Genomic DNA, 20,073 nt, shown 5'->3' with positions numbered 1-20,073 from the left:
GCTGTCACGACTGGTCACTGTTCTCCGACCGAACAACCATCTGTCGCGCGCTGCGGCGGAACATGCGCGCGGCAAGCAGCCAGAGGAGGGCGAAGAACCCGTCGATCACCGGAGTAGGCGTTCCGTTCGCGGCGTGAAGGACCGAGAACAGGACCTGTGCGAAAGCGGCCGTCAGCATTGCGCGCCCGAGCGCCCGCGGGTTGCCAAGTGCGATGACGGCGCCTGCGGCGGCGATCACCACGACGGCGTAATAGGTCCAGTTGGCGGGGTTGTCCTCGTTGCCGATGATTCCCACGGCGGCATTGATCCAGAGCTGCAGGAAGCCGCAAGCGACGGCTGCCACGGCGCCCACCCGGAACGACAGGTTCCTGCTCGCCCGCGCAGCGAGTTCGAGCATTCCGCCCACGATGACCAGGACGCTGCCGGCGACAATGAAGTCGCCCGTGCTCCAGTCGACCTCGTCGGTGAACTGCATCGCGATCGCCGGCAGCGCGAGCAGCATGGCGACAGCAATCCATCCCGCGATCCGCAGGAAGCGCTCGGTGCCGGGGGTCATGTCGGTGGCGGTTGAAGCAGTGGTCATCAGGCAATCTCCGTAAATGCGACGGAGTACACCTCGCCGATTGCGAGGTGAGGATCATGACGCGACCGTGAGCTTTCGCTGAAATCGCCGGGTTCAGCGTGCCGCCTGCAATCTGCGACCGGCGATGATTGCGGCGGCGACGCAGCCGGCGAACAACGCGCCCTCGCACGCGGTGGCGACCGTCAGCGCAATCGGGCCAAGCCCGCTTTCACCGAATAGCGCCCCTTCGATTTGCAGGTTCGTGTCGGGAAAGCGCGCCGATACTTCGGCGAGGCTGCCCGCCATCAGCCGCCCGCCCATAAGCGCGATACCAGCCCCGGCCGCGCCGCCAAGGAAGAAGCCGGGCGCCAGTCGTCGCGGAATGGACCTCGCGGAAAAGTGCAAGGCGAGCGCGATCGCCAGGCCCGTTGCGGCGCCCACGACGAACCCTTCGATCGAACCCGTGATCGCCCCCGGTGGGGTGCCGAAAAGCAGCGCGAACAGGTCGTTCCCTATCATGCGCCCCAGCGCGCCGATCAGCAGCCCGCCCGAAGCGCCCCCGGCCACGATCCACGCGGGCGCGTTGTTCGACGCGCGCCCCGCAACCGAGGCGCCTGTGCCCACCGCGAGACCGGCGGCGAGGCCAAGGAGCAGGTTCATGCTGATGAGCACGAGGAGAGTCGAGGCCGTGCCGATCCCCGGCGTGACGAGCCCTAACGCGAGATATCCCAGGCCCGCGACCATTCCGGCAAGTCCTCCGCCAATCGCTCCCGACATGGCATCGAGACCGACGGGCGCAGCGCCGGGGATTGAGGCATGCGCTGGCGGAGATGATTGCGAAGTCCCGCCGCTGGTGACCGGCGCGATCAGGCGATACCCGTGTCGCGGGACGGTCTCGATGTACCGGGGCGCCGCAGCGCTGTCGCCCAGGGCCTTGCGCAGCGCCCTGATGCACTGGGTGAGAGCCTCGTCGGTCACGGGCACGCCGCGCCAGACTTCCGCCATGAAACGGTCCTTGGTTACGAGTCGCCCCTGATCGGCTGCCATGAGAATCAGGGCATCGAGGTACCGCGCACTCACCTCGATCGGCTCCCCGTCGCGGGTCAGGCGGCGGTCCGCCGGGTCAAGCCGGAACGGGCCGAACTGGTAGGTCCGATCGTGCATGGTTTCAGGGATAGGCAAATTTTCATGGCCTGACACCACCTTGCCGGAGTTCGCTTGTGGGAATTCAGCGCCGGCGCAGCATGGTCCGGTCGAGCTCCGCCACGGACCGGACCCCCATCAGCCGCATTCCCCGTTCGATTTCCTCTCTCAGGATGGCCACCGCGCGCTCGACCCCCGCCTCGCCCGCCGCGGCAAGGGCGTAAAGATAGAGCCGCCCGCCCGACGCAGCGGTCGCGCCGGTGGCAAGGGCCTTGAGCACATGCGTGCCGCGCCTGACACCGCCGTCGCAGATAACTTCAATCCGGTCGCCTACCGCGTCGACGATTTCGGCAAGCTGGTCGAACGGCGCTCGGCTGCCGTCCAGCTGGCGCCCTCCGTGGTTCGACACCATGATCGCATCGCACCCGATATCGGCCGCGCGGCGCGCGTCGGCCACGCTCATCACGCCCTTAAGGCAGAACGTTCCCCCCCAATCGTGGCGAAGCTTTTCGACCGCTGCCCAATCCATGTCGGGATCGAGCATCTCGTTGAAATAGTCCTGGATCGAAATCGCCCTGCTGCTGCCCTGGGCGACATGCGCCTCGAGGTTCGGCAGGCTGAACCGTTCGCGGAAGAGGTAGTTGAGCGCCCATGCCGGTTTCGACGCGTACGAAAGGAAGCTGGCGGGCGTGAAGCTAGGGGGAGTGGTGAAGCCGGTCCGCTTGCAGCGTTCTCGATTGCCTGAAACGATCGTGTCGACGGTCAGCGCGATCGCATCGAAGTTCGCCGCGCGGGCACGCTCTACAAGCGCGGCGTTGAGGCCGCGATCCTTGTGATAGTAATACTGCAGCATCTTGGGCCCGGCATAGTTCGCGCCGATTTCCTCGATGCTGACGCTCGACAGGCTGGAGATGCCGAACCACAGGTTGTGCCGTTCGGCCACGCGGGCGACCGCGCGCTCGCCCTGCCAGTGAAACAATCGCTGGAGTGCCGTCGGGCTGAGCACCAAGGGGAGATCCGTCTTGTGCCCCATGATCGTCGCGCTCGTGTCGACCGTGGCGACTCCTGCAAGGACGTTCGGGACAAGGTCGACCTCGTCGAATGCGACCGTGTTCCGGGTCCGGGTAATCTCGTCGTCACCGCCACCGTCGATATAATGAAATACCGGAAAGGGGAGCCGACGGTGGGCAAGGCGCCGAAAATCCATCACGTTGTGACAATCGCGCAGCCGCCGGATGGCATGGGGGACGCGGTAGGAGATTTCCATGGCAGCCTTTCCTACTTCGGGTCTGCAAACCTGAACAGTCATTCATCGGCGCTTCAGGTTTACATCCGTAATCGCCACGTCTACAGATGTGGTCGCTCATGCGGGAGAGGAAGCTTGGCTGAGGATAGCGAGATCGCGAGCGAACGGATCAGCGATGCCGAGCATGCCGTGATGGAAGTTCTCTGGGACCAGAGCCCGCTATCGGCAGCCGACGTATGCGAACGGGTCTGTTCGGATCGGGACTGGTCGATGCCGACGGTCAAGACGCTGCTTAGCCGGCTGGTCGCCAAGGGCGCCGTCGCAACCCAGCCCGACGGACGCCGGTTTCTGTATTCGCCGCTGGTCGAACGCACCGATTACCTCGGGAGCGAGTCCCGCCGGTTGGTCGATCGCCTGTTCGGAGGACGCGCGGCGCCGCTGTTTGCCCATCTCGCCGAAAGCGAGGCGTTGAGCGAGCAGGATCTCCTCGAGATCGAGGCGCTCCTGAAGGAGCTCCGCCGATGACCTGGCTGCTCGATACGTTGGTCTGGACCGGCGCGCTGATCACGTTGGTGCTTTTCCTTCGCCGCCCCATGGCCCGTCATTTCGGCGCGCGAACAGCCTATGCGCTCTGGCTGTTGCCCGGCATCCGTCTGATCATGCCGCCGCTCGTGCTGCCCGCGCCGGATCCGGTGACCATCACCTTGCCGGCTCGCGATCTGGAGTTGGTGGCAGCGATGGACGTGCCCGCGCAGACTGCCGCGGGGTATCAGCCGGCGATTGGCGTGATGGAGGAGTGGTCGCCGCTTATCGAGACCGGACTGGTCGCGATCTGGCTGGCGGGCGCGGCGATCTACATCGCGCTGCGCCTGGCCGCTTACCGGCGGTTGAGGATTGAGCTGCTGTCGGGTGCCCGCATGGTTGGCGAGGTGGGGAGCGTGCGTCTGGTCGAAACGCCGGCGACGCGTTCGCCGCTCGCGTTCGGCGTGGTCGACAAGGTCGTCGCTCTGCCAGTCGGGTTCATGGCGCTGCCGGACCGCGCGGCTCGCGACCTTGCCCTCGCACACGAGCTGGCTCACCATCAGGCGCACGACCTGGCGGCCAACTTTGCTGCCTTGCCGCTGTTCGCACTCCACTGGTTCAATCCCCTGTCGTGGCTTGGCTGGCTCGCTATGCGTCGCGATCAGGAGGCAGCGTGCGATGCGCGCGTGATTGCGGGGTGCGACCGGCTCGAAAGGTCGCGGTATGCCGCGCTCATCGCCGGGACGGCTGCCGCCCCCGCACCCCGAGCTGCTCTGGCCGCGCCCATGGCGTGTCCCGTGCTCGGCGACAAATCTATCATTCACCGATTGAGGAACCTGACCATGAACGAGATTTCGATCCGCCGCCGCCGCATGGGCGGGGCTTTCATCGGGATGGCCGCACTGGCGCTGCCGCTGACGGCCTCAATCAGCTACGCGCACGCCGGCGCCAAGGAGGATCGCGATGCGCCCGCCGCTCCGCTGCCGCCGCCGCCACCGGCTGCGCCTGACGCGCCGCTGGCGCCGCCGGCGCCGCCGGCCGCCGTGGCGCCGTCCGCCGATGGCGAGCGGGTTCTCGTCATCCGGAAGAAGGACGGAACGGATGGCACGGTCGAACGACGCAGGGTCGTTATCAAGTCGGCCGACGGAGAAATCCTCGACCCGGAATCTGCCGAATTCCAGGCCCGCATGAAGGAGCTCGAGAAGCATCTCGCCGATCTCGACCATCGGATCGAAAAGAACGTGCGGCTCGATGAGAAACGCGTAAAGGTCATCGAGATGCGCGCCCGGGATGCCGCAGAGCACGCTGCACGGGCTCACAGCAGGCTGGGTCACGACATGGCGCGGGTAGAACTCAACTGCGGCGACGATGGCGAGGTTACGGAAACCCGGACCGAAGACGGTCGCCGCGTCGTCAGGATCTGCCGCAAGGAGATAATCGCCAATGCTTCGGGCGGGTTGAAAGCGGCGCGCGCCGCAATCGCCGGCGACACTCGGATGGACGAGGGGACCAGGCGCAAGCTGATCGAGGAACTCGATCGCGAGATCGAACGCATCGATCGCAAGCCGGCGGGTTGACCTTGCGGCCAAGAAGCCGCCCGGAGCCGGGGTGCTGGGAGGATCAGCGCCTTTTCGGCCGCTGGACCTCCTGCACGACCGGCTCTGAAACGAACGCCGTCGGCTCGCCGCCCGGCTCCTTGCCGGACTTTGCGTCGCTCGCCTTTTTCCCCTCGACCTTGACCCGGGCAAAGGCGGGGCGGGCGGGATAGGCACAGCCCTTCTGCTGGCCGAGGCCCTTGAGAAAAGCGCGGCGCACGGCCCCTGCGTAGATCGCGGCCTGGAAGTTGCGCTGGTGTTCGGCGGCGCCGCTCAACTCGCGCAGGATACCGCGGAACGGTATGAACGAGGCAACCACGCTCTTGGCCACGGAGCCCGGGCTGATGCGATCGTTTTCGCCGTCGACGACGTCCATGTCGGGGCCAAGTGCCGCATCGAGCGGGGCGATCGCGGCCGCGATCTCCTTGCACGAGGCGAGACCGGCGGAAGCGTAGGGGTCTTCCTGCGCTGACAGGAGTATCGGCGGGATCTCGTCCTTGGCAAGGTTCAGGTCGGTGATCGGCGTCATCGCGACCTCCTGCGCAACGGGCGTGCGACTGGCGATCGGCTCGTCCTGGCCGCGCGCGAGGGCGGGGGTCGCCGCGAGCAGGGCAAGGGCCCCAAGCGGAACGAGGCTAACCGACCTGGACATATCGGTCGCAAACGGTGTCATCGGCAGTCTCCATTCCCGCCCGCAGCGCGTCCATGCGCTGCCGGCTGGTACCGTGGGTGAAGTTCTCCGCGCTGACTTGTCCGCCAGTCAATGCATCGTCGCCGATGGCGCTCGCGGCGGTCATGCCTTCTTCGAAATCGCCGGGATCGATCAGGTTGCGGTTATTGCCGGCCCAGACACCGGCGTAGCAATCGGCCTGCAATTCCATCCGCACCTGGAGCTGGTTTGCCGCGCGCGGATTCTGGTTCTGCGCGCTGCGAATGGCACTCGCCACCCCGGTCAGCATCTGGATATGATGACCGTATTCGTGCGCGATGACATAATAGCGCGCAAAGTCCCCGCTCGCGCCAAGCTGGCGCGCCATCTGGTCGTAGAAGCTCGTGTCGATGTAGATGCCCTGGTCGGCCGGACAGTAGAAGGGTCCCATCGCCGAAGAGGCGCCGCCGCACCCCGATTGCGTGCCGCCCGAGTAGAAGACCAGGGTCGGCTGTCGGAACGCGATCCCGGCGCGCTGGAATTCGGGCTCCCATGTCTGGTTCAGCGACTGAAGCGCGTTGCACGCCTCGGTCGCGTATTGGTTCGACGTGCACAGTTGCTCGACCGACTGGTCCGAATAGCCGCCTCGCGTGGCGGGAACCCCCGGGCCGCTCCCGCTGCCGGTCAGCATCGAGGTGGGATCGACCCCGAACACGAGCGCGGCAACAAGCGCGATCACGAGCGTTCCGCACCCGATCCCGCCGCCCGCTCCGCCGGGAAAGCCTCCGCCTCCCCCGCCGCGGACACTGATGCTCGATGGATCGAACCGATTGAGCCGCATGCACGAACCCCCGTTTTTGCGCGGCCCGGCCGCAATCTCTCTGGACAGGCCGGCCGCGTCTCGCAACAGCGGTAGGGCGGCCGCGTCGGCCGATCAATCCGCAAGGGAGGTCAAATGTTCCTGTCCGGCAAACGTGCGCTTGTCACCGGTTCGACTTCGGGCATCGGTCTGGCGGTCGCCCGCGCTCTCCACGCCGAGGGGGCCGAAGTCGTACTCAGCGGATTCGGCGAGGAGGACGAGATTGCCGGGCTGTGCCGCGACTTGTCGGCGAGCCACGTCCCCGGCGACCTGACCACGCGCGCGGGTTGCGAGGCGCTGATGAGGGGCGCTGGTGATGTCGATATCCTCGTCAACAATGCGGGGATGCAGCATGTCAGCCCCGTCGAGGACTTCCCGCCCGAGAAGTGGGACCTCGTCATCGCGTTGAACCTGACTGCCGCTTTCCATACCATTCGCCTTGCGGTGCCGTACATGAAGGCATCGGGCTGGGGCCGCATCATCAACACCGCAAGCGCCCACTCGAAGGTCGCATCGCCCTTCAAGTCGGCCTACAACGCGGCCAAGCACGGTCTGGACGGCTTGACCAAAACCGTCGCGCTCGAGGTCGCTCCGCATGGCGTGACGGTCAACTGCATCAGCCCAGGCTATGTCTGGACCCCGCTCGTCGAAAACCAGATTCCCGATACGATGAAGGCGCGCGGCCTGACCCGCGAGCAGGTTGTGAACGACGTTCTCCTGGTCAAGCAGGCTACCCGCAAGTTCGTGCAGCCCGCCGAAATCGGTGCGCTCGCGGTGTTTCTGTGCCGCGACGAGGCCCAGAACGTCACGGGCGCTAACTGGAGCGTGGACGGGGGATGGACCGCCGAGTAGGATCGCGCCGAAGGAGATCCGGGGAGTGAGGTTGCGGGTCGCATGGCTCCTGGGAGCGCTGCTGCTTGCCGGTTGCACCGGCACGCGGCTGCCTCCATCGGGTCCCGTCTCCGATCCATCGCTGCGTGCGGCCGTCTCGCGCCACATCGAGATACTGGCGAGCGACGCATTCGAAGGCCGCAGGCCGGGGACCGAAGGCGAGGCCAAGACGTTGAGCTACCTCGCGCGCGAGTGGCAGGCCGCAGGCCTCGAATCGGGCACCAACGATCCTGCCAATCCGTGGTTCGCGCCGGTCGAGCTGGCGAGCAGCAGTCCCGAGCGCAGCGTGGTCCGCTTCAGGCGAGGGGGCCGCACGGTTTCCGTGCCCGAGGCCGAAGTTGCCGCGTTCTCGTCGGGCCGGCGTGGACTGGTGGAAGGTGCACCCGTGCTGTTTGTGGGCGAGCAGGGTGAACGGCTCGACAACGCCGCGCTGGCGGGTCGCGTGGTGCTGATGCTGTGGGGTCACGCGGGTCATGCCGAGCAGCGCGAGGCGCTCTTGCGCGGTGGCGCGGCCGCCGTGCTGGCGATCGTCGCCGACAAGGGCGAACTGGACACGCTTGTCGAGGCCCGTCGACGGGGAAGCTATCGGCTTGCCGAGGCGGAGGGCGCGGACACCCTCGACGGATACATAACCCTTGGTGCCGTCGCCTCTCTGATCGGGCGCGAACGGCTGGAAATGTATGTCCGCGTTGCGAACGAACCGGATTTCAAACCGGTTGTGCTCGATCTCAGCGCCTCGATCGAGGCGGTTTCCATCGCCGGCTCGGTGCGGACATTCAACCTGATCGCGAAGCTTCCCGGCAAGCGTCCGGCTGCCGGCGCGGTGCTGGTTCTCGCGCACTGGGACCATTTCGGACACTGCGGAACGGGGTCGGATACGCCCGAAATCTGCAACGGAGCGGTGGACAACGCGAGCGGCCTCGCGGTGCTGACCGAAGTCGCCCGTCGCCTGGCCGCCGGTCCGCGGATGGATCGCGATGTGTATTTCCTCGCTACGACTGCCGAGGAATGGGGACTGCTGGGGGCCCAGGCCTTCGCCGAAAACCCGCCGATTCCGCTCGAGACGATTGTGGCCGCCTTCAACCTCGATACGGTCGCGGTGGCTCCGGCGGGCACCCCGGTGGCGATCGTGGGCAGGGGCCTCACCCCGCTCGACGCAGGAATTCTCGAGGTCCTGCGGCAGACCGGGCGGCGCGAGAGCGATGAAAGCCTTGCGCAAGATTACCTGCGAAGACAGGACGCCTGGGCGCTTCTCCAGCGCGACGTGCCGGCGGTATCGGTCACCAGCGCGTTCGGATCGGCCGAGGCGCTCGCCCGCTACACCGCCCAGCGGTATCACCAGCCGGCCGACAAGCCCGAGGGGATCGAACTTGGCGGTGCGATCGAGGATCTCCTCCTGACCGAGGCGCTGGTCCGCTACTTCGCCGATCCCGCCAGATGGGGTGCGACCGCGGGAAAAAGCGCGGGCCCCCTCTAGCCGCTTCGCCCCCCTGCCGTTAGATGGGCCGCCACGATTCTCCCGGCGGAAAGCGCAAATCCTGTGGCACACGACGACATCCCTCTCGGCCTCACATTTGACGACGTGCTCCTGCGTCCGGCGGAAAGCGACATCCTGCCGAGCATGGCGGACACGAGCACCCGGCTGACGCGTGAAATCCGCCTCAACATTCCCGTGGTCTCGGCAGCCATGGACACCGTGACCGAGGCGGACATGGCGATCGTCATGGCGCAGCTTGGCGGGATGGGGGTGCTTCATCGCAACCTCGATCTCGAGGCGCAGTGTGCCGCGGTTCGTGCGGTCAAGCGGTTCGAAAGCGGCATGGTTGTCAATCCCATCACGATTGGTCCCGAGGCGACCCTCGGCGACGCGCAGGCGCTCATGGCCGACAACCGCATCAGCGGCATTCCGGTGACCGACGGACAGGGCAAGCTCTGCGGCATCCTGACCAACCGCGACGTGCGCTTTGCCGAAAATCCCCGCCAGCCGGTCCGCGAACTGATGACGAGCGAAAACCTCGCGACCGTACCCCTGGGGACGAGCCAGGACGAGGCCCGCCGCCTGCTGCACCAGCGGCGGATCGAGAAGCTGCTCGTGGTCGACGAGAGCTACCGCTGCGTCGGATTGATCACGGTGAAGGATATCGAGAAGGCCGTCACCTATCCCCATGCGACCAAGGACGAGACCGGCCGACTGCGCGTCGCCGCGGCTTCGACCGTGGGCGACAAGGGCTTCGAACGGACGAAGGCGCTGATCGAGGCAGAGGTCGACGTTATCATCATCGATACCGCGCACGGCCACAACAAGGACGTCGGGCGAGCGGTCGAGGCAGCCAAGAAGCTGTCCAATTCGGTCCAGATCGTCGCCGGCAACGTTGCGACCGCAGAAGCGACCCGCGCGCTGATCGATGCGGGCGCCGACGCGGTAAAGGTCGGGATCGGCCCGGGGTCGATCTGCACCACGCGCGTCGTCGCGGGCGTCGGGGTGCCGCAGCTCACCGCGGTGCTCGAATGCGCCGAGGAAGCTGCGAGGTCAGGCGTGCCAATCATCGCCGACGGCGGCCTGCGCACGTCGGGCGACGCGGCCAAGGCGCTTGCCGCGGGCGCATCAAGCGTCATGATCGGCTCGATGCTCGCGGGTACGGCCGAGAGCCCGGGCGAAACGTTCCTCTACCAGGGGCGCAGCTACAAGGCCTATCGCGGGATGGGCAGCGTGGGTGCGATGGCGCGGGGCAGCGCCGACCGGTATTTCCAGCAGGACGTGTCCGCGCTCAAGCTGGTGCCCGAGGGGATCGAGGGACAGGTGCCCTACAAGGGACCGGCAAAGGGTGTGATCCACCAGCTCGTCGGCGGCATCAAGGCCGCGATGGGCTACACCGGCTCCGCCACCCTCGAGGACTTGCGCACCCGCGGAAAGTTTGTCCGGATTACCAATGCCGGCCTGGCCGAAAGCCACGTGCACGACGTCGCGATCACGCGCGAGGCACCGAACTACCCGACACGGTGAAGGTGCGGTGACCCCCGCAGCGCGCGTCCAGTCCGCGATCGAGATCGTCGATGCCGTGATCAAGGCGGCGATGGCTGGAGGCGCGCCTGCCGACCGGCTGATCTCAGACTATTTCCGGTCTCGCCGCTACGCGGGTGCGAAGGACCGGCGGGCCGTTCGTGAGCTGGCCTACGCGGCGATCCGCGCCTGTGGTCCTGTGCCATTGTCCGGCCGGGCGGCGATGCTGCGACTGGCGGATTCCGACCCGGCGCTCCTGCCCCTGTTCGACGGATCGCCCCACGGTCCTGCACCGGTGCGTCCCGGCGAGGCCGTGGCCCAGCCGGGCCTCGCTCCTGCCTGGCTGGAAGACGCGCTGGCACGTGCCGGAATCGCGGGGCGGGATGCGGCCGCGCTGCTTGACCGGGCGCCTCTCGATATCCGGGTCAATAGCCTCAAGGCGGATCGCGGCGACATCGACCTCCCGGTCCCCGCCGCGCGGACCGAAGCACCCCAGGGCCTGCGGCTTGAACCCGGCGCGCGTGTCGAGCACTGGGAGGCCTTCGCAAGTGGTCTGATCGAAGTTCAGGACACAGGGTCGCAACTCGCCTGCCTTGCTGTCGAGGCGCGGCCCGGCCAGAGGGTGATAGACCTGTGCGCAGGGGCGGGCGGCAAGACGCTCGCGCTCGCCGCGGCGATGGACAACCGGGGCACGCTGCTGGCGTGCGACACCGACCGGCAGCGCCTGTCTCGGCTGTCGCCGCGGGCCGAACGCGCGGGCGCGGGCATGATCGCGGCCCGCCTGCTCGATCCGGGCAAGGAACTCGACGGGCTCAGCGACGTCGCAGGCAGCGCCGACGCGGTGCTGGTCGACGCCCCGTGCTCGGGAACCGGCACCTGGCGCCGCAACCCGGAGGCGCGCTGGCGGCTGACTCCCGATCGTCTGGCGCGGTATGCGGCCCTTCAGCATCGGCTGCTGGAAATCGCGGCCGAGCTGGTGCGCCCGGGCGGCAGGCTGGTCTATGTCACCTGTTCGCTGCTCGACGAGGAGGGCGCCGACCAGGTCGAGCGCTTCGTTTCGGACAACCCGGGATGGACGGTGGACCTGCCCGATCTTCCATTGGGTCAGCAGCGCGGGAAAGGTTGGCGGCTTGCGCCGTTCCAAGACGGAACGGACGGATTTTTCATCGCGCGTCTAACTCGCGCGTGATACCCGTTGCCACTATGGCCGAGCCTGAACCCGCCCGGACACGCCCTGGTCGTTCGACCGCGAAGGAGATGCTGATGCGTTTCGCTGCCCCTGCCGCCGCCCTTGCCGTCGTTCTTGGAATGACCGCCAGCGTGGGTGAGGGTGCCGATCATGTCACCGATCCCCGAGCGGCGGCGCTTATTGCCGAAGGCCGGGCCGCGCTGTCCACCGGCCAGCCTGAAAAGGCCGTCGACGCGTTCGAGGCGGCGCTGACGGTCGACCCGGCGGCCACGTCGATTTTTCTCGATCTTGCCGAAGCTGCCCGCCGCAACGGGTTACAGGGCAAGGCGATCCGCTATTACCGCGAGGCCCTGACCCGTGAGCCGGACAATTTCGCTGCGCTGTCGGGCGAGGGCGCGGCGCTCGTGGAAAAGGGCGCGATCGAAAAGGCGCGGCGCAATCTTGCCCGGCTCCAGTCGATGTGCGGCGACAAGTGCGCCGAAACCCGCGCGCTCGCGGCCGCGATCGACAAGGGACCCCAGCCGCGCGTGCTCACCGCCGAGGCGGTGCTGCCCGACACGGTCGTGACCCAGCAGAACTGAAGAGCCGTCCGGTCAGATCAGAACGCGGAACTGTTCGACTACCGTCCGATATACCCGTTTCTTGAAAGGGACGATCAGATACGGGAGTTCGTCCGGCTCGACCCAGCGATATTCGCAGAATTCGGGCGGATCGTGCGATTCGAGATTGATGTGTTCGTCGCTCCCCGAAAAGCGGGCGAGGTACCAAGTCTGCTCCTGCCCCCGGAAGCGCCCGCCCCATAGTCTGCCCACAAGCTCTTCGGGCAGGTCGTAGCGCAGCGCCTCGTCGAGCCGCCCGATCAGCGACACGTGCTCGCGGGCAATGCCGGTCTCTTCGGCCAGCTCCCGGTAAACGGCCGTGTCGAGGTCCTCGCCCGGATCGACGCCCCCCTGGGGCATCTGCCACCAGTCGCCCTCCTTGTTGTCGATCCGCTTGCCGACAAAGACGAGACCTTCGGCGTTGACGAGCATCACGCCAACGCATGGACGGTAACCCAGCTCGGTCACGAATGGCGCTCCACCGCGGCCTTGATCGCTCCGATCAGCGCGTCGACGTCTGCCTGTGAGCTGGGAACCGCCTTTCGCATGTTGATGTATCCATGGACGTTACCGCGCGCCTCGAGATAGGTCACCTCGACCCCGTGACGGACAAGGTCTGCCGCGTATTCGCGGCCCGCGTCGCGGATCGGATCGAGACTTGCGGTGGTCAGCACTGTTGGTGGCATCGCAGCACGGTCCGAGTGCAGCGAGGGATAGCGCCGGTCGCTTTCGAGATCGCCGGCATAGCAGGCATCGAAATAGTCGATCGAGCGGGCAGTCAGGAAAAATCCCTCGCCGAACGCTCTGTGGCTCGGCGTGCCCCGCGGCGGGCCTGCATCGGGATATATCGGGGCCTGGACGATCACCGGGACAGTGGCAGGTTCGCTGACGAGGACCTGGGCGACCACGATCGCCAGGTTACCGCCCGCGCTGTCGCCGCAGGTAACCAGTCCAGTGATCTGCCTGCGGAGCGCTGCGGGGCTGGCGGCGACCCACCGGGCGGCCGCTTCGCAGTCCTCCGGCGCCGCCGGATACGGTGCTTCGGGAGCCCGGCGGTAGTGGACCGCGACCACCGGCAGGTCTAGCCCGTGGGCAAGCTCGGTGCAGAAAGCATGATGGGTATCCAGATCCCCGATCACGAAGCCGCCGCCGTGGAAGAACATGACCGCGGGACCGGCCTCGCGATTGTCGCGCCGATCGTAAAGCCGCAAGGGGATGTCGCCGGCAGGACCGGGGCAGGCGAGGTCGCGGATCACTGCAAGCTCGCGTGGCGGCGCCTCGGTGAGCATGCCGATTGCGAGGTAAGCGGCCCGGGCTTCGTCAGGCGTCAACTCGTCGAGCGGAGGGGCGGGGTTCGCGGCGAGCATGTCCAGCAACTGGCGAACGTCGCCGCGCACGTAAGGTTCGGTATCTGCCAATGCGATTGCCCCGCCTGTGGTACTGAAAGGGGTGATTAACCGGCGCCATGTTGCTTTTCCACTCGACAATTTCTCGCACGGGGAGAAAAACTTGGTTGTGGAGGGGATGGGCGCTCCCTAGGTGCGCCCACCCGAGAACAGGCGTCGCGGAGACGCACGACAAGGAATTCCGATGGCGATCCAAGCCCTCGATTCGACACAGACTGCACTAGCGTCCGACAATCCCGAAGCCGTGGTGGTCCGTTTTGCCGGCGATTCCGGCGATGGCATGCAACTGACCGGCGGCCAGTTCACGCTGTCGACCGCGCTTGCCGGCAACGATCTCGCGACCTTCCCCGATTTTCCTGCCGAGATCCGCGCTCCGCAGGGGACGCTGTTCGGGGTCAGTGCGTTCCAGATCAACTTCGGCAGCCGCGAGATCAACACCGCGGGCGATGCGCCCGACGTGCTCGTCGCAATGAACCCCGCCGCGCTCAAGACGAACCTCGACGCGGTGAAACCCGGCGGACTGCTCATCATCGACACGGGCGAGTTCTCGCGGCGCAATCTCGACAAGGCGAAGTACGACGCCAATCCGGTCGAGGATGGCAGCCTCGCGAGATGGCAGGTGCTGGCGTTCGACATCAGCGCGCAGACGATCGAGGCGGTCAAGCCGTTCGGCCTGGGCAACAAGGACGCGCTGCGCTGCAAGAACATGTGGACGCTCGGACTTGCGATGTGGATGTTCGATCGTCCGCGCGAACCGATCCACGCCTGGCTGAAAGCCAAGTTTGCCAAGGCACCCGAGCTGGCCGAAGCGAACATCGCCGCGCTCGACGCCGGTCACGCCTATGGCGAGACGGCCGAACTGTCGGGACCGCTCAAGCAGCTCCACCTCGAGCCGGTTCCCACCGAGCCGGGGCTCTACCGCACGATCACCGGGGCCGAAGCGGTCGCGCTCGGCCTTGTCGCCGGTGCGCAGCTGCTCGAGCTGCCGCTGTTTTTCGGCGGTTATCCGATCACCCCGGCCTCGGCGATCCTCCACCACCTCGCGCGGCTGAAGGAGTTCGGCGTGACGACCTTCCAGGCCGAGGACGAGATCGCGGCGATCTGCGCAGCTATCGGCGCAAGCTACGCGGGACAGCTGGGCGTGACCTCGTCTTCGGGGCCGGGAATCGCGCTCAAGGGCGAGGCGATGGGCCTCGCGATCATGACCGAGTTGCCGCTGGTGATCGTCAACTCCCAGCGCGGTGGTCCCTCGACCGGACTGCCGACCAAGACCGAGCAGAGCGACCTTTATCAAGCAGTCTATGGCCGGAACGGCGATGCACCGATGCCGGTAATCGCGGCGCGCAGCCCGGGCGACGTGTTCGAATGCGCGATCGAGGCTTGCAGGATCGCGGCTCAGTACATGACCCCGGTGATGCTGCTCACCGACGGTTACATCGCCAACGCCGCCGAACCCTGGAAGGTGCCGGACCCGGCGACCTTCGATCGCGCGCCCGTGCGTTTTCTCGAGGAAAAGAACGCCGGCGACGAGCTTCTTCCCTACAAACGGGACCCCAAAGGTGCGAGGCCATGGATCAGGCCCGGAACGCCTGGCCTGATGCACCGCATCGGCGGGATCGAGAAGGCGATCGACACCGGCCACATCGATTATTCGCCCGGCAACCACCAGGCGATGACGGACGCGCGCAAGGGCAAGATCGACGGGATTGTGGTGCCCGACCAGGAGGTATGCCTGGGCGAGAGTTCGGGCAGGCTCGCGGTGGTGGGCTGGGGCAGCACCTTCGGGCCGATACACCAGGCGGTAAGGCGCAGCCGTGCGCGCGGGATGGATGTCAGCCATGTCCACGTGCGTCACATCTGGCCGATGCCGGCCAATCTCGGTGACCTGCTGCGCGAATTCGACCATGTCCTCGTGCCCGAGATGAACACCGGCCAGTTCAAGACCGTTCTGCGCGACCAGTACCTTGTCGATGCGCGGCCGCTCACCAAAACCAGCGGGCAGCCGTTCCAGATCGCCGAGCTCGAGGCCGCGATTGCGAAGTATTTCGACGGCATCGAAGGTAACGAAGGCGGCGAGATCGAGCCCAACGAACAGCAGTTGCCGAGCGTGAAGGCGGTGAACCCATGAACGACATGACCCCGATCGAAACCACGCTGAAGGACTGGGAAACCGACCAGGAGGTTCGCTGGTGCCCCGGTTGCGGCGACTACGCGATCCTCAAGGCGGTGCAGCGCACGTTGCCGCAGCTGGGAGCGGACCCCGCGAAGACGGTGTTCATCAGCGGCATTGGCTGTTCGAGCCGGTTTCCCTACTACATCGAAAGCTACGGCTTCCACACGATCCACGGCCGCGCGCCGGCGGTTGCAACGGGCGTGAAGCTGGCCAATCCGGATCTCGACGTATGGCTGGTGACCGGCGACGGCGACGGCCTGTCGATCGGTGGTAATCATTTGATGCACGTGCTTCGTCGCAACGTGAACATGCAGATCATGCTGTTCAACAACGAGATCTACGGGCTGACCAAGGGTCAGTATTCGCCCACCAGCCGGGAAGGCACCAACAGCCCCTCCACCCCGTACGGTTCCATCGACCACCCCGCGCGGCCGGCGGCATTCGCGCTGGGTTCCGGCGCCCGCTTCGTGGGCAGGGGGTTCGACGTCTCGAAGAAGCTTCCCGAAGTTCTCAAGGCCGCGCACGCGCATCAGGGCGCTGCCTTCATCGAGATCTTCCAGAACTGCATCGTCTACAACAAGGATGTGTTCGACGCGTTCGCCGCCCCCAAGGGCGCGGAGGATCGCCAGCTGTGGCTCGAGCACGGAGAGCCGATGCTGTTCGCCGGCGGCACGCAGGGCATCGCGCTCGACCGCGACGCGTTGCGGCTGAAGGTCGTCGATGTGTTGGATGGCGATTGGGAAGCCGCGGGCGTCATCGTCCACGACACGAAGAACCGCTCGATCGCGCACATGCTGGTCGAGATGCCGTTCGGACCGTTTCCGATGGCGCTCGGAGTTCTCTACGACGATCCGCGACCCACGTTCGAGGCCGCGGTGATGGAAGAAAAGGCTCGCGCTTCGGCTGGCAAGGACGCCGATCTCGCGAAGCTGCTCGCCAAGGGCCAGTCGTGGACGGTGGGCGACAATGCGCCAGACCCGGTCAGTACCCGGCCCCCGGGGCAAGGCGAACCGGGCGCCGAGGATCCGCGCTGACCGGCCGCCGCGGATCTCTATCTCGCAGCACCGAACTTTCTGCCTGTTCAGGTTGGCACGTGTGACATGCAGGGCATGGCAGGCGTGAGCCGCGACTGATGGACAACCTGACGCACAGCCTCGTCGGCGTGCTCATCGGGCAGGCGGGATTGAAGCGAAAGACCGGCCTGGCGATGCCCGCGCTGATCCTCGGCGCGAACCTGCCCGATATCGACGCCGCCTGCCTCTTCTGGGTCGACGGGGTCGAGCACCTCGCGATCCGCCGCGGTGTGACCCACGGCCCGATCGCGTGGGTTCTGCTGCCGTTGGTGCTGGCAGCGGGATTGTGGTTGTGGGATCGCTGGCAGGATGGGCGGGGCAAGCGGCCCCGAGGGTGGCTGCCGGTCCACTTCGGATGGCTCTACGGGCTGTCGTTCCTCGCCACCCTGACCCATCCGGCGCTCGACTGGCTCAACGTCTATGGCATCCGCCTGCTCGAGCCATTCTCGAGCCGCTGGTTCTATGGCGACACGCTGTTCATCATCGACGTCTGGCTTTGGGCGCTGTTGGGGACGGCGACATGGTTCTCGCTTCGGCGTGAGAAGCGCGGCAGAGAATGGCGGCGCCCGGCGCGGATCGCCATTGCGGTGGCGCTGGCTTATGTCGGACTAAACGGAGTGCGGTCTCAATTCGGTCCCGAATCTCCCCTGGGGCTGATCCACATCAGCAGTCCCTTGCCGGTGGCATCGCTGGCGCGCGAAGACCTCGCGGGGACTGCGAACGACTGGCGATACTGGGACAGTTCAGCGCAGGATTGGGTGCCCCTCATCGAAAACGCCAAGCGTTGTAGCTGGCCTGAGATGGCCCGCCTGCGCCAGTCGAGACCTGCCCTCGATGCCTTTCTCTTCTGGTCGCGCGCCCCCTTCGCCGAACGCGCGCCGGACGGGTCGGTCCTAATCCGCGACGCGCGCTATTTCGATCCACGCGCGCGGGACCGGTTCACTGTCGCGTTGCCGGACGTGCGCTGTGAGCCGCTTTGACCGGATCCGGCAGCTCGCTCGCCGTGCTGTCCGCAGCGGCGCGGGCGGGCCTGTAGAGCAGCGCGGCGGCGAGGAACGCCCATCCGGCGCCGCCGAACCAGCCGGCGGTCACGTCGCTGGGGAAATGGACCCCGAGGAGCACCCGGCTCCACGCTACCATTGCCGAGAGCGCCATGGCGCTGCCGACGATCGTGTATCGGACCGAGTGACGGGCGCTCATCGATGCAAAGGCGAGTGCCATCGCGATGTAGACTACCGCGGAATTGAAGCTGTGCCCGCTTGGAAAGCTGGCGCCGCCAGCTTCGGTCAGATGGGGCACGATCTCCGGCCGGGGCCGGCCGACGAGCGCCTTCATCCCGGTGTTGACCAGCCAGCCAGTGACGACCGTCGCCGCAAACAGCACGGCCTCGCGCCGCAGCCTGAGGAACAGCAATGCGACAACCGCCGCAACCGCGAACACGTTGCGCAAGAATACGCCGCCGAGGCCCGTCACGTCCCGCACCGCTTCATGGAGAAGTTCCGGGCCACGGGGGACGAGCTGGTCGCCGGTGCGATAGAACAGCAGGCCCCACTCGTCGAAGCTGCCGGTCCGCCCTGTCGTGACCGCCCAGACCATGACGAAATACCCGGCCCACAGGAGCACTGCGGCGGCCAGCGCCTTGCGGCGGCTGACGGTGAAGCCGCGGGCAGGAAGGCGTACGATTTCCGCGGGGATCGGGGGTTCTTCGGGAGTCACGCGATCGTGGTTGGTCATGGCTGGGGAACAAGCACGCCGCGGGAAGTGTTCCGGTGACGATGTCGTCCCCGCAGATCGTTTGGCTCCGACGCGACCTGCGACTCGCGGACCAGCCCGCCTTCCATGCCGCTGCGCAGGCTGGACCGGTCATCCCCGTGTACGTTATCGACGATGAAGCGCCGGGGCAACATGCCATCGGCGGAGCAGGGCGCTGGTGGCTCCATCATTCGCTCGACAGTCTTTCGCGCGATCTCGGCCGACATGGATCGCGGATCGTGCTGCGTGCCGGCGATGCGGCGACCGAGGTGGCGAAAATCGCGAAAGAGAGCGGGGCAACCTGCGTGCACGCGATCCGGCACTACGAACCCTGGTGGCTTTCCGCCGAACAGACCCTCGCGTCCAAGGTCGACCTTGTCCTCCACGACGGCAATTACCTGCTTCCACCGGGCGCCGTGACCACCGGCTCGGGTGGATGCTACAAGATATACACGCCGTTTTCGAAGGCCGCGCTGGACATGATGCCGCCGCGCGATCCGCTGCCGCCACCTGGAACGATCCACCTGCCGGACGAATGGCCGGCGAGCGATCCGCTGGAAGACTGGGCCCTGCTTCCTCGCGGCCCAGACTGGTCAGGGGGAATTGCGGACTTCTGGAATGTAGGCGAAGCGGCCGCCCACGACCGGCTGGACGAATGGTCGGACATGGTCGCCGATTATGACGAGAGCCGGAACCTGCCCTCCGTCGACGGGTCGTCGCGCCTTTCCCCGCACCTCCACTGGGGCGAAATCAGCCCGGCACAGGTCTGGCATCGCCTGCACGGTCGGCGCGGGCGGGGCTGGGCGACATTCGCGAAGGAGCTGATCTGGCGCGATTATGCGCAGAATGTCATCGCGCAGTTTCCCGCTTACCCGAAGGAGAGCTATCGCGACTATGACGAGCGCACGCTGTGGCGCAATCCGGACGCCGACCCCCAGATTGCGGACGACCTTGCCTGTTGGCAGAAAGGGATGACAGGTTACCCGATCGTGGACGCCGGTATGCGCCAGCTCCGGCAGATCGGCTGGATGCACAACCGCGTGCGGATGATCACCGCCAGCTTTCTCGTGAAGCACCTGCTCATCGACTGGCGCGCGGGCGAACGCTGGTTCTGGGACTGTCTAGTCGATGCCGACTACGCCAATAACGGCGTCAATTGGCAGTGGATTTCCGGCACCGGGGTCGACAGCAACATGTTTTCCCGGATCATGGCGCCGCTGACCCAGAGCGAAAAGTTCGATGCCGCCGGCTACATCCGCACTTACGTTCCCGAGCTTGCCCACCTGGATGACGCGTCGATCCATGATCCGCCGGACGGGGAGAGGGGCGACTATCCCGCGAAGATCATCGGGCACAGGGAAGCGCGCGAGCGCGCGCTCGAGGCCTGGCGACACGCCAAGGACTAGCTTGATT

The 20,073-nt window shown here is 66.5% G+C and carries 19 protein-coding genes; 11 read left to right on the top strand and 8 right to left on the bottom strand.

What is annotated here, in order from left to right; all coding sequences use genetic code 11:
* Window positions 1-4 precede the first annotated feature (4 nt).
* The 3 genes from ACPV3N_RS02395 to ACPV3N_RS02385 all read right to left on the bottom strand — a co-directional run bounded on the left by ACPV3N_RS02395 (window position 5) and on the right by ACPV3N_RS02385 (window position 2,972).
* The gene (locus tag ACPV3N_RS02395) at window positions 5-583 is read right to left on the bottom strand and encodes a hypothetical protein (protein WP_440114131.1); all 579 of its coding nucleotides are present in this window, start codon (window positions 581-583) and stop codon (window positions 5-7) included.
* A 93-nt stretch (window positions 584-676) separates the two neighbouring features.
* Window positions 677-1,726, bottom strand: a complete 1,050-nt coding sequence (locus tag ACPV3N_RS02390) for a winged helix-turn-helix domain-containing protein (RefSeq protein WP_440114128.1) — start codon at window positions 1,724-1,726, stop codon at window positions 677-679.
* 64 nt (window positions 1,727-1,790) lie between these two features.
* On the bottom strand, window positions 1,791-2,972 hold the full coding sequence (locus ACPV3N_RS02385; RefSeq protein WP_440114125.1) for an alpha-hydroxy acid oxidase: 1,182 nt from the start codon (window positions 2,970-2,972) through the stop codon (window positions 1,791-1,793).
* A gap of 114 nt (window positions 2,973-3,086) precedes the next feature.
* Here ACPV3N_RS02385 and ACPV3N_RS02380 point away from each other — a divergent pair, with 114 nt between their 5' ends.
* Together ACPV3N_RS02380 and ACPV3N_RS02375 are read left to right on the top strand one after the other, a co-directional pair.
* Window positions 3,087-3,476: a BlaI/MecI/CopY family transcriptional regulator gene (locus ACPV3N_RS02380; protein ID WP_440114123.1), complete on the top strand. Its 390-nt coding sequence runs from the start codon at window positions 3,087-3,089 to the stop codon at window positions 3,474-3,476.
* Window positions 3,473-5,050 carry a M56 family metallopeptidase gene (locus tag ACPV3N_RS02375; RefSeq protein WP_440114120.1) on the top strand — a complete coding sequence of 526 codons (1,578 nt, stop codon included), beginning with the start codon at window positions 3,473-3,475 and terminating at the stop codon, window positions 5,048-5,050. The genes ACPV3N_RS02380 and ACPV3N_RS02375 overlap by 4 nt, the downstream gene beginning before the upstream one ends.
* 43 nt (window positions 5,051-5,093) lie before the next feature.
* Here ACPV3N_RS02375 and ACPV3N_RS02370 read toward each other — a convergent pair whose 3' ends face one another.
* Both ACPV3N_RS02370 and ypfJ read right to left on the bottom strand, forming a co-directional pair.
* Window positions 5,094-5,720: a hypothetical protein gene (locus tag ACPV3N_RS02370; RefSeq protein ID WP_440114117.1), complete on the bottom strand. Its 627-nt coding sequence runs from the start codon at window positions 5,718-5,720 to the stop codon at window positions 5,094-5,096.
* Window positions 5,704-6,558 (bottom strand): KPN_02809 family neutral zinc metallopeptidase, encoded by an 855-nt coding sequence (ypfJ, locus tag ACPV3N_RS02365; protein WP_440114114.1) that lies wholly within the window; start codon window positions 6,556-6,558, stop codon window positions 5,704-5,706. Before ypfJ ends, ACPV3N_RS02370 begins: the two co-directional genes overlap by 17 nt.
* Window positions 6,559-6,672: 114 nt before the next feature.
* Here ypfJ and ACPV3N_RS02360 point away from each other — a divergent pair, with 114 nt between their 5' ends.
* The 5 genes from ACPV3N_RS02360 to ACPV3N_RS02340 all read left to right on the top strand — a co-directional run bounded on the left by ACPV3N_RS02360 (window position 6,673) and on the right by ACPV3N_RS02340 (window position 12,238).
* A complete protein-coding gene (locus ACPV3N_RS02360; protein WP_440114111.1) occupies window positions 6,673-7,428 on the top strand; it encodes a 3-hydroxybutyrate dehydrogenase in 756 nt (251 codons plus the stop codon).
* Window positions 7,429-7,453: 25 nt separating this feature from the next.
* Window positions 7,454-8,944, top strand: a complete 1,491-nt coding sequence (locus ACPV3N_RS02355) for a M28 family peptidase (protein ID WP_440114108.1) — start codon at window positions 7,454-7,456, stop codon at window positions 8,942-8,944.
* Window positions 8,945-9,007: 63 nt separating this feature from the next.
* A complete protein-coding gene (guaB, locus tag ACPV3N_RS02350) occupies window positions 9,008-10,471 on the top strand; it encodes an IMP dehydrogenase (RefSeq protein WP_440114105.1) in 1,464 nt (487 codons plus the stop codon).
* 7 nt (window positions 10,472-10,478) lie between these two features.
* On the top strand, window positions 10,479-11,657 hold the full coding sequence (locus ACPV3N_RS02345) for an RsmB/NOP family class I SAM-dependent RNA methyltransferase (protein ID WP_440114102.1): 1,179 nt from the start codon (window positions 10,479-10,481) through the stop codon (window positions 11,655-11,657).
* Between the two features lie 74 nt (window positions 11,658-11,731).
* Entirely contained in the window at window positions 11,732-12,238 is a 507-nt protein-coding gene (locus ACPV3N_RS02340) for a tetratricopeptide repeat protein (protein ID WP_440114099.1), read from the top strand.
* A gap of 12 nt (window positions 12,239-12,250) precedes the next feature.
* Here ACPV3N_RS02340 and ACPV3N_RS02335 read toward each other — a convergent pair whose 3' ends face one another.
* Together ACPV3N_RS02335 and ACPV3N_RS02330 are read right to left on the bottom strand one after the other, a co-directional pair.
* A complete protein-coding gene (locus ACPV3N_RS02335; RefSeq protein WP_440117404.1) occupies window positions 12,251-12,688 on the bottom strand; it encodes an RNA pyrophosphohydrolase in 438 nt (145 codons plus the stop codon).
* 32 nt (window positions 12,689-12,720) lie between these two features.
* On the bottom strand, window positions 12,721-13,674 hold the full coding sequence (locus tag ACPV3N_RS02330; protein WP_440114096.1) for an alpha/beta hydrolase: 954 nt from the start codon (window positions 13,672-13,674) through the stop codon (window positions 12,721-12,723).
* Window positions 13,675-13,846: 172 nt separating this feature from the next.
* Between ACPV3N_RS02330 and ACPV3N_RS02325 the strand changes: the two genes are divergently transcribed.
* The 3 genes from ACPV3N_RS02325 to ACPV3N_RS02315 all read left to right on the top strand — a co-directional run bounded on the left by ACPV3N_RS02325 (window position 13,847) and on the right by ACPV3N_RS02315 (window position 17,888).
* Window positions 13,847-15,790 (top strand): 2-oxoacid:acceptor oxidoreductase subunit alpha, encoded by a 1,944-nt coding sequence (locus ACPV3N_RS02325; RefSeq protein WP_440114093.1) that lies wholly within the window; start codon window positions 13,847-13,849, stop codon window positions 15,788-15,790.
* Window positions 15,787-16,869 (top strand): 2-oxoacid:ferredoxin oxidoreductase subunit beta, encoded by a 1,083-nt coding sequence (locus ACPV3N_RS02320; protein WP_440114090.1) that lies wholly within the window; start codon window positions 15,787-15,789, stop codon window positions 16,867-16,869. Before ACPV3N_RS02325 ends, ACPV3N_RS02320 begins: the two co-directional genes overlap by 4 nt.
* 98 nt (window positions 16,870-16,967) lie before the next feature.
* Entirely contained in the window at window positions 16,968-17,888 is a 921-nt protein-coding gene (locus tag ACPV3N_RS02315) for a metal-dependent hydrolase (RefSeq protein ID WP_440114087.1), read from the top strand.
* On the opposite strand, the gene ACPV3N_RS02310 is transcribed toward ACPV3N_RS02315, so the two are convergent.
* Entirely contained in the window at window positions 17,848-18,642 is a 795-nt protein-coding gene (locus ACPV3N_RS02310) for a phosphatase PAP2 family protein (RefSeq protein WP_440114084.1), read from the bottom strand. The genes ACPV3N_RS02315 and ACPV3N_RS02310 overlap by 41 nt on opposite strands.
* 41 nt (window positions 18,643-18,683) lie before the next feature.
* Here ACPV3N_RS02310 and ACPV3N_RS02305 point away from each other — a divergent pair, with 41 nt between their 5' ends.
* Complete coding sequence (locus ACPV3N_RS02305) at window positions 18,684-20,066, top strand: cryptochrome/photolyase family protein (protein ID WP_440117403.1); 1,383 nt, start codon at window positions 18,684-18,686, stop codon at window positions 20,064-20,066.
* The last annotated feature ends 7 nt before the right edge of the window (window positions 20,067-20,073 follow it).

This window comes from Tsuneonella sediminis (assembly GCF_051912845.1).
In the GTDB taxonomy this organism is placed as follows: domain Bacteria; phylum Pseudomonadota; class Alphaproteobacteria; order Sphingomonadales; family Sphingomonadaceae; genus Tsuneonella; species Tsuneonella sediminis.
Note: the sequence above shows the minus strand (reverse complement) of the source record. Positions and strands in the feature narration are given on the sequence as shown.

What these genes read in the sequence shown, in the direction of transcription:
- ACPV3N_RS02320 (WP_440114090.1), top strand. Translation starts at nt 15,787, where the DNA reads ATGAACGACATGACCCCGATCGAAACCACGCTGAAGGACTGGGAAACC.
- ACPV3N_RS02375 (WP_440114120.1), top strand. Translation starts at nt 3,473, where the DNA reads ATGACCTGGCTGCTCGATACGTTGGTCTGGACCGGCGCGCTGATCACG.
- ACPV3N_RS02305 (WP_440117403.1), top strand. Translation starts at nt 18,684, where the DNA reads ATGTCGTCCCCGCAGATCGTTTGGCTCCGACGCGACCTGCGACTCGCG.
- ACPV3N_RS02360 (WP_440114111.1), top strand. Translation starts at nt 6,673, where the DNA reads ATGTTCCTGTCCGGCAAACGTGCGCTTGTCACCGGTTCGACTTCGGGC.
- ACPV3N_RS02370 (WP_440114117.1), bottom strand. Translation starts at nt 5,720, where the DNA reads ATGTCCAGGTCGGTTAGCCTCGTTCCGCTTGGGGCCCTTGCCCTGCTC.
- ACPV3N_RS02395 (WP_440114131.1), bottom strand. Translation starts at nt 583, where the DNA reads ATGACCACTGCTTCAACCGCCACCGACATGACCCCCGGCACCGAGCGC.
- ACPV3N_RS02385 (WP_440114125.1), bottom strand. Translation starts at nt 2,972, where the DNA reads ATGGAAATCTCCTACCGCGTCCCCCATGCCATCCGGCGGCTGCGCGAT.
- ACPV3N_RS02340 (WP_440114099.1), top strand. Translation starts at nt 11,732, where the DNA reads ATGCGTTTCGCTGCCCCTGCCGCCGCCCTTGCCGTCGTTCTTGGAATG.
- ypfJ (WP_440114114.1), bottom strand. Translation starts at nt 6,558, where the DNA reads ATGCGGCTCAATCGGTTCGATCCATCGAGCATCAGTGTCCGCGGCGGG.
- ACPV3N_RS02335 (WP_440117404.1), bottom strand. Translation starts at nt 12,688, where the DNA reads ATGCTCGTCAACGCCGAAGGTCTCGTCTTTGTCGGCAAGCGGATCGAC.
- ACPV3N_RS02390 (WP_440114128.1), bottom strand. Translation starts at nt 1,726, where the DNA reads ATGCACGATCGGACCTACCAGTTCGGCCCGTTCCGGCTTGACCCGGCG.
- ACPV3N_RS02325 (WP_440114093.1), top strand. Translation starts at nt 13,847, where the DNA reads ATGGCGATCCAAGCCCTCGATTCGACACAGACTGCACTAGCGTCCGAC.
- ACPV3N_RS02310 (WP_440114084.1), bottom strand. Translation starts at nt 18,642, where the DNA reads ATGACCAACCACGATCGCGTGACTCCCGAAGAACCCCCGATCCCCGCG.
- ACPV3N_RS02315 (WP_440114087.1), top strand. Translation starts at nt 16,968, where the DNA reads ATGGACAACCTGACGCACAGCCTCGTCGGCGTGCTCATCGGGCAGGCG.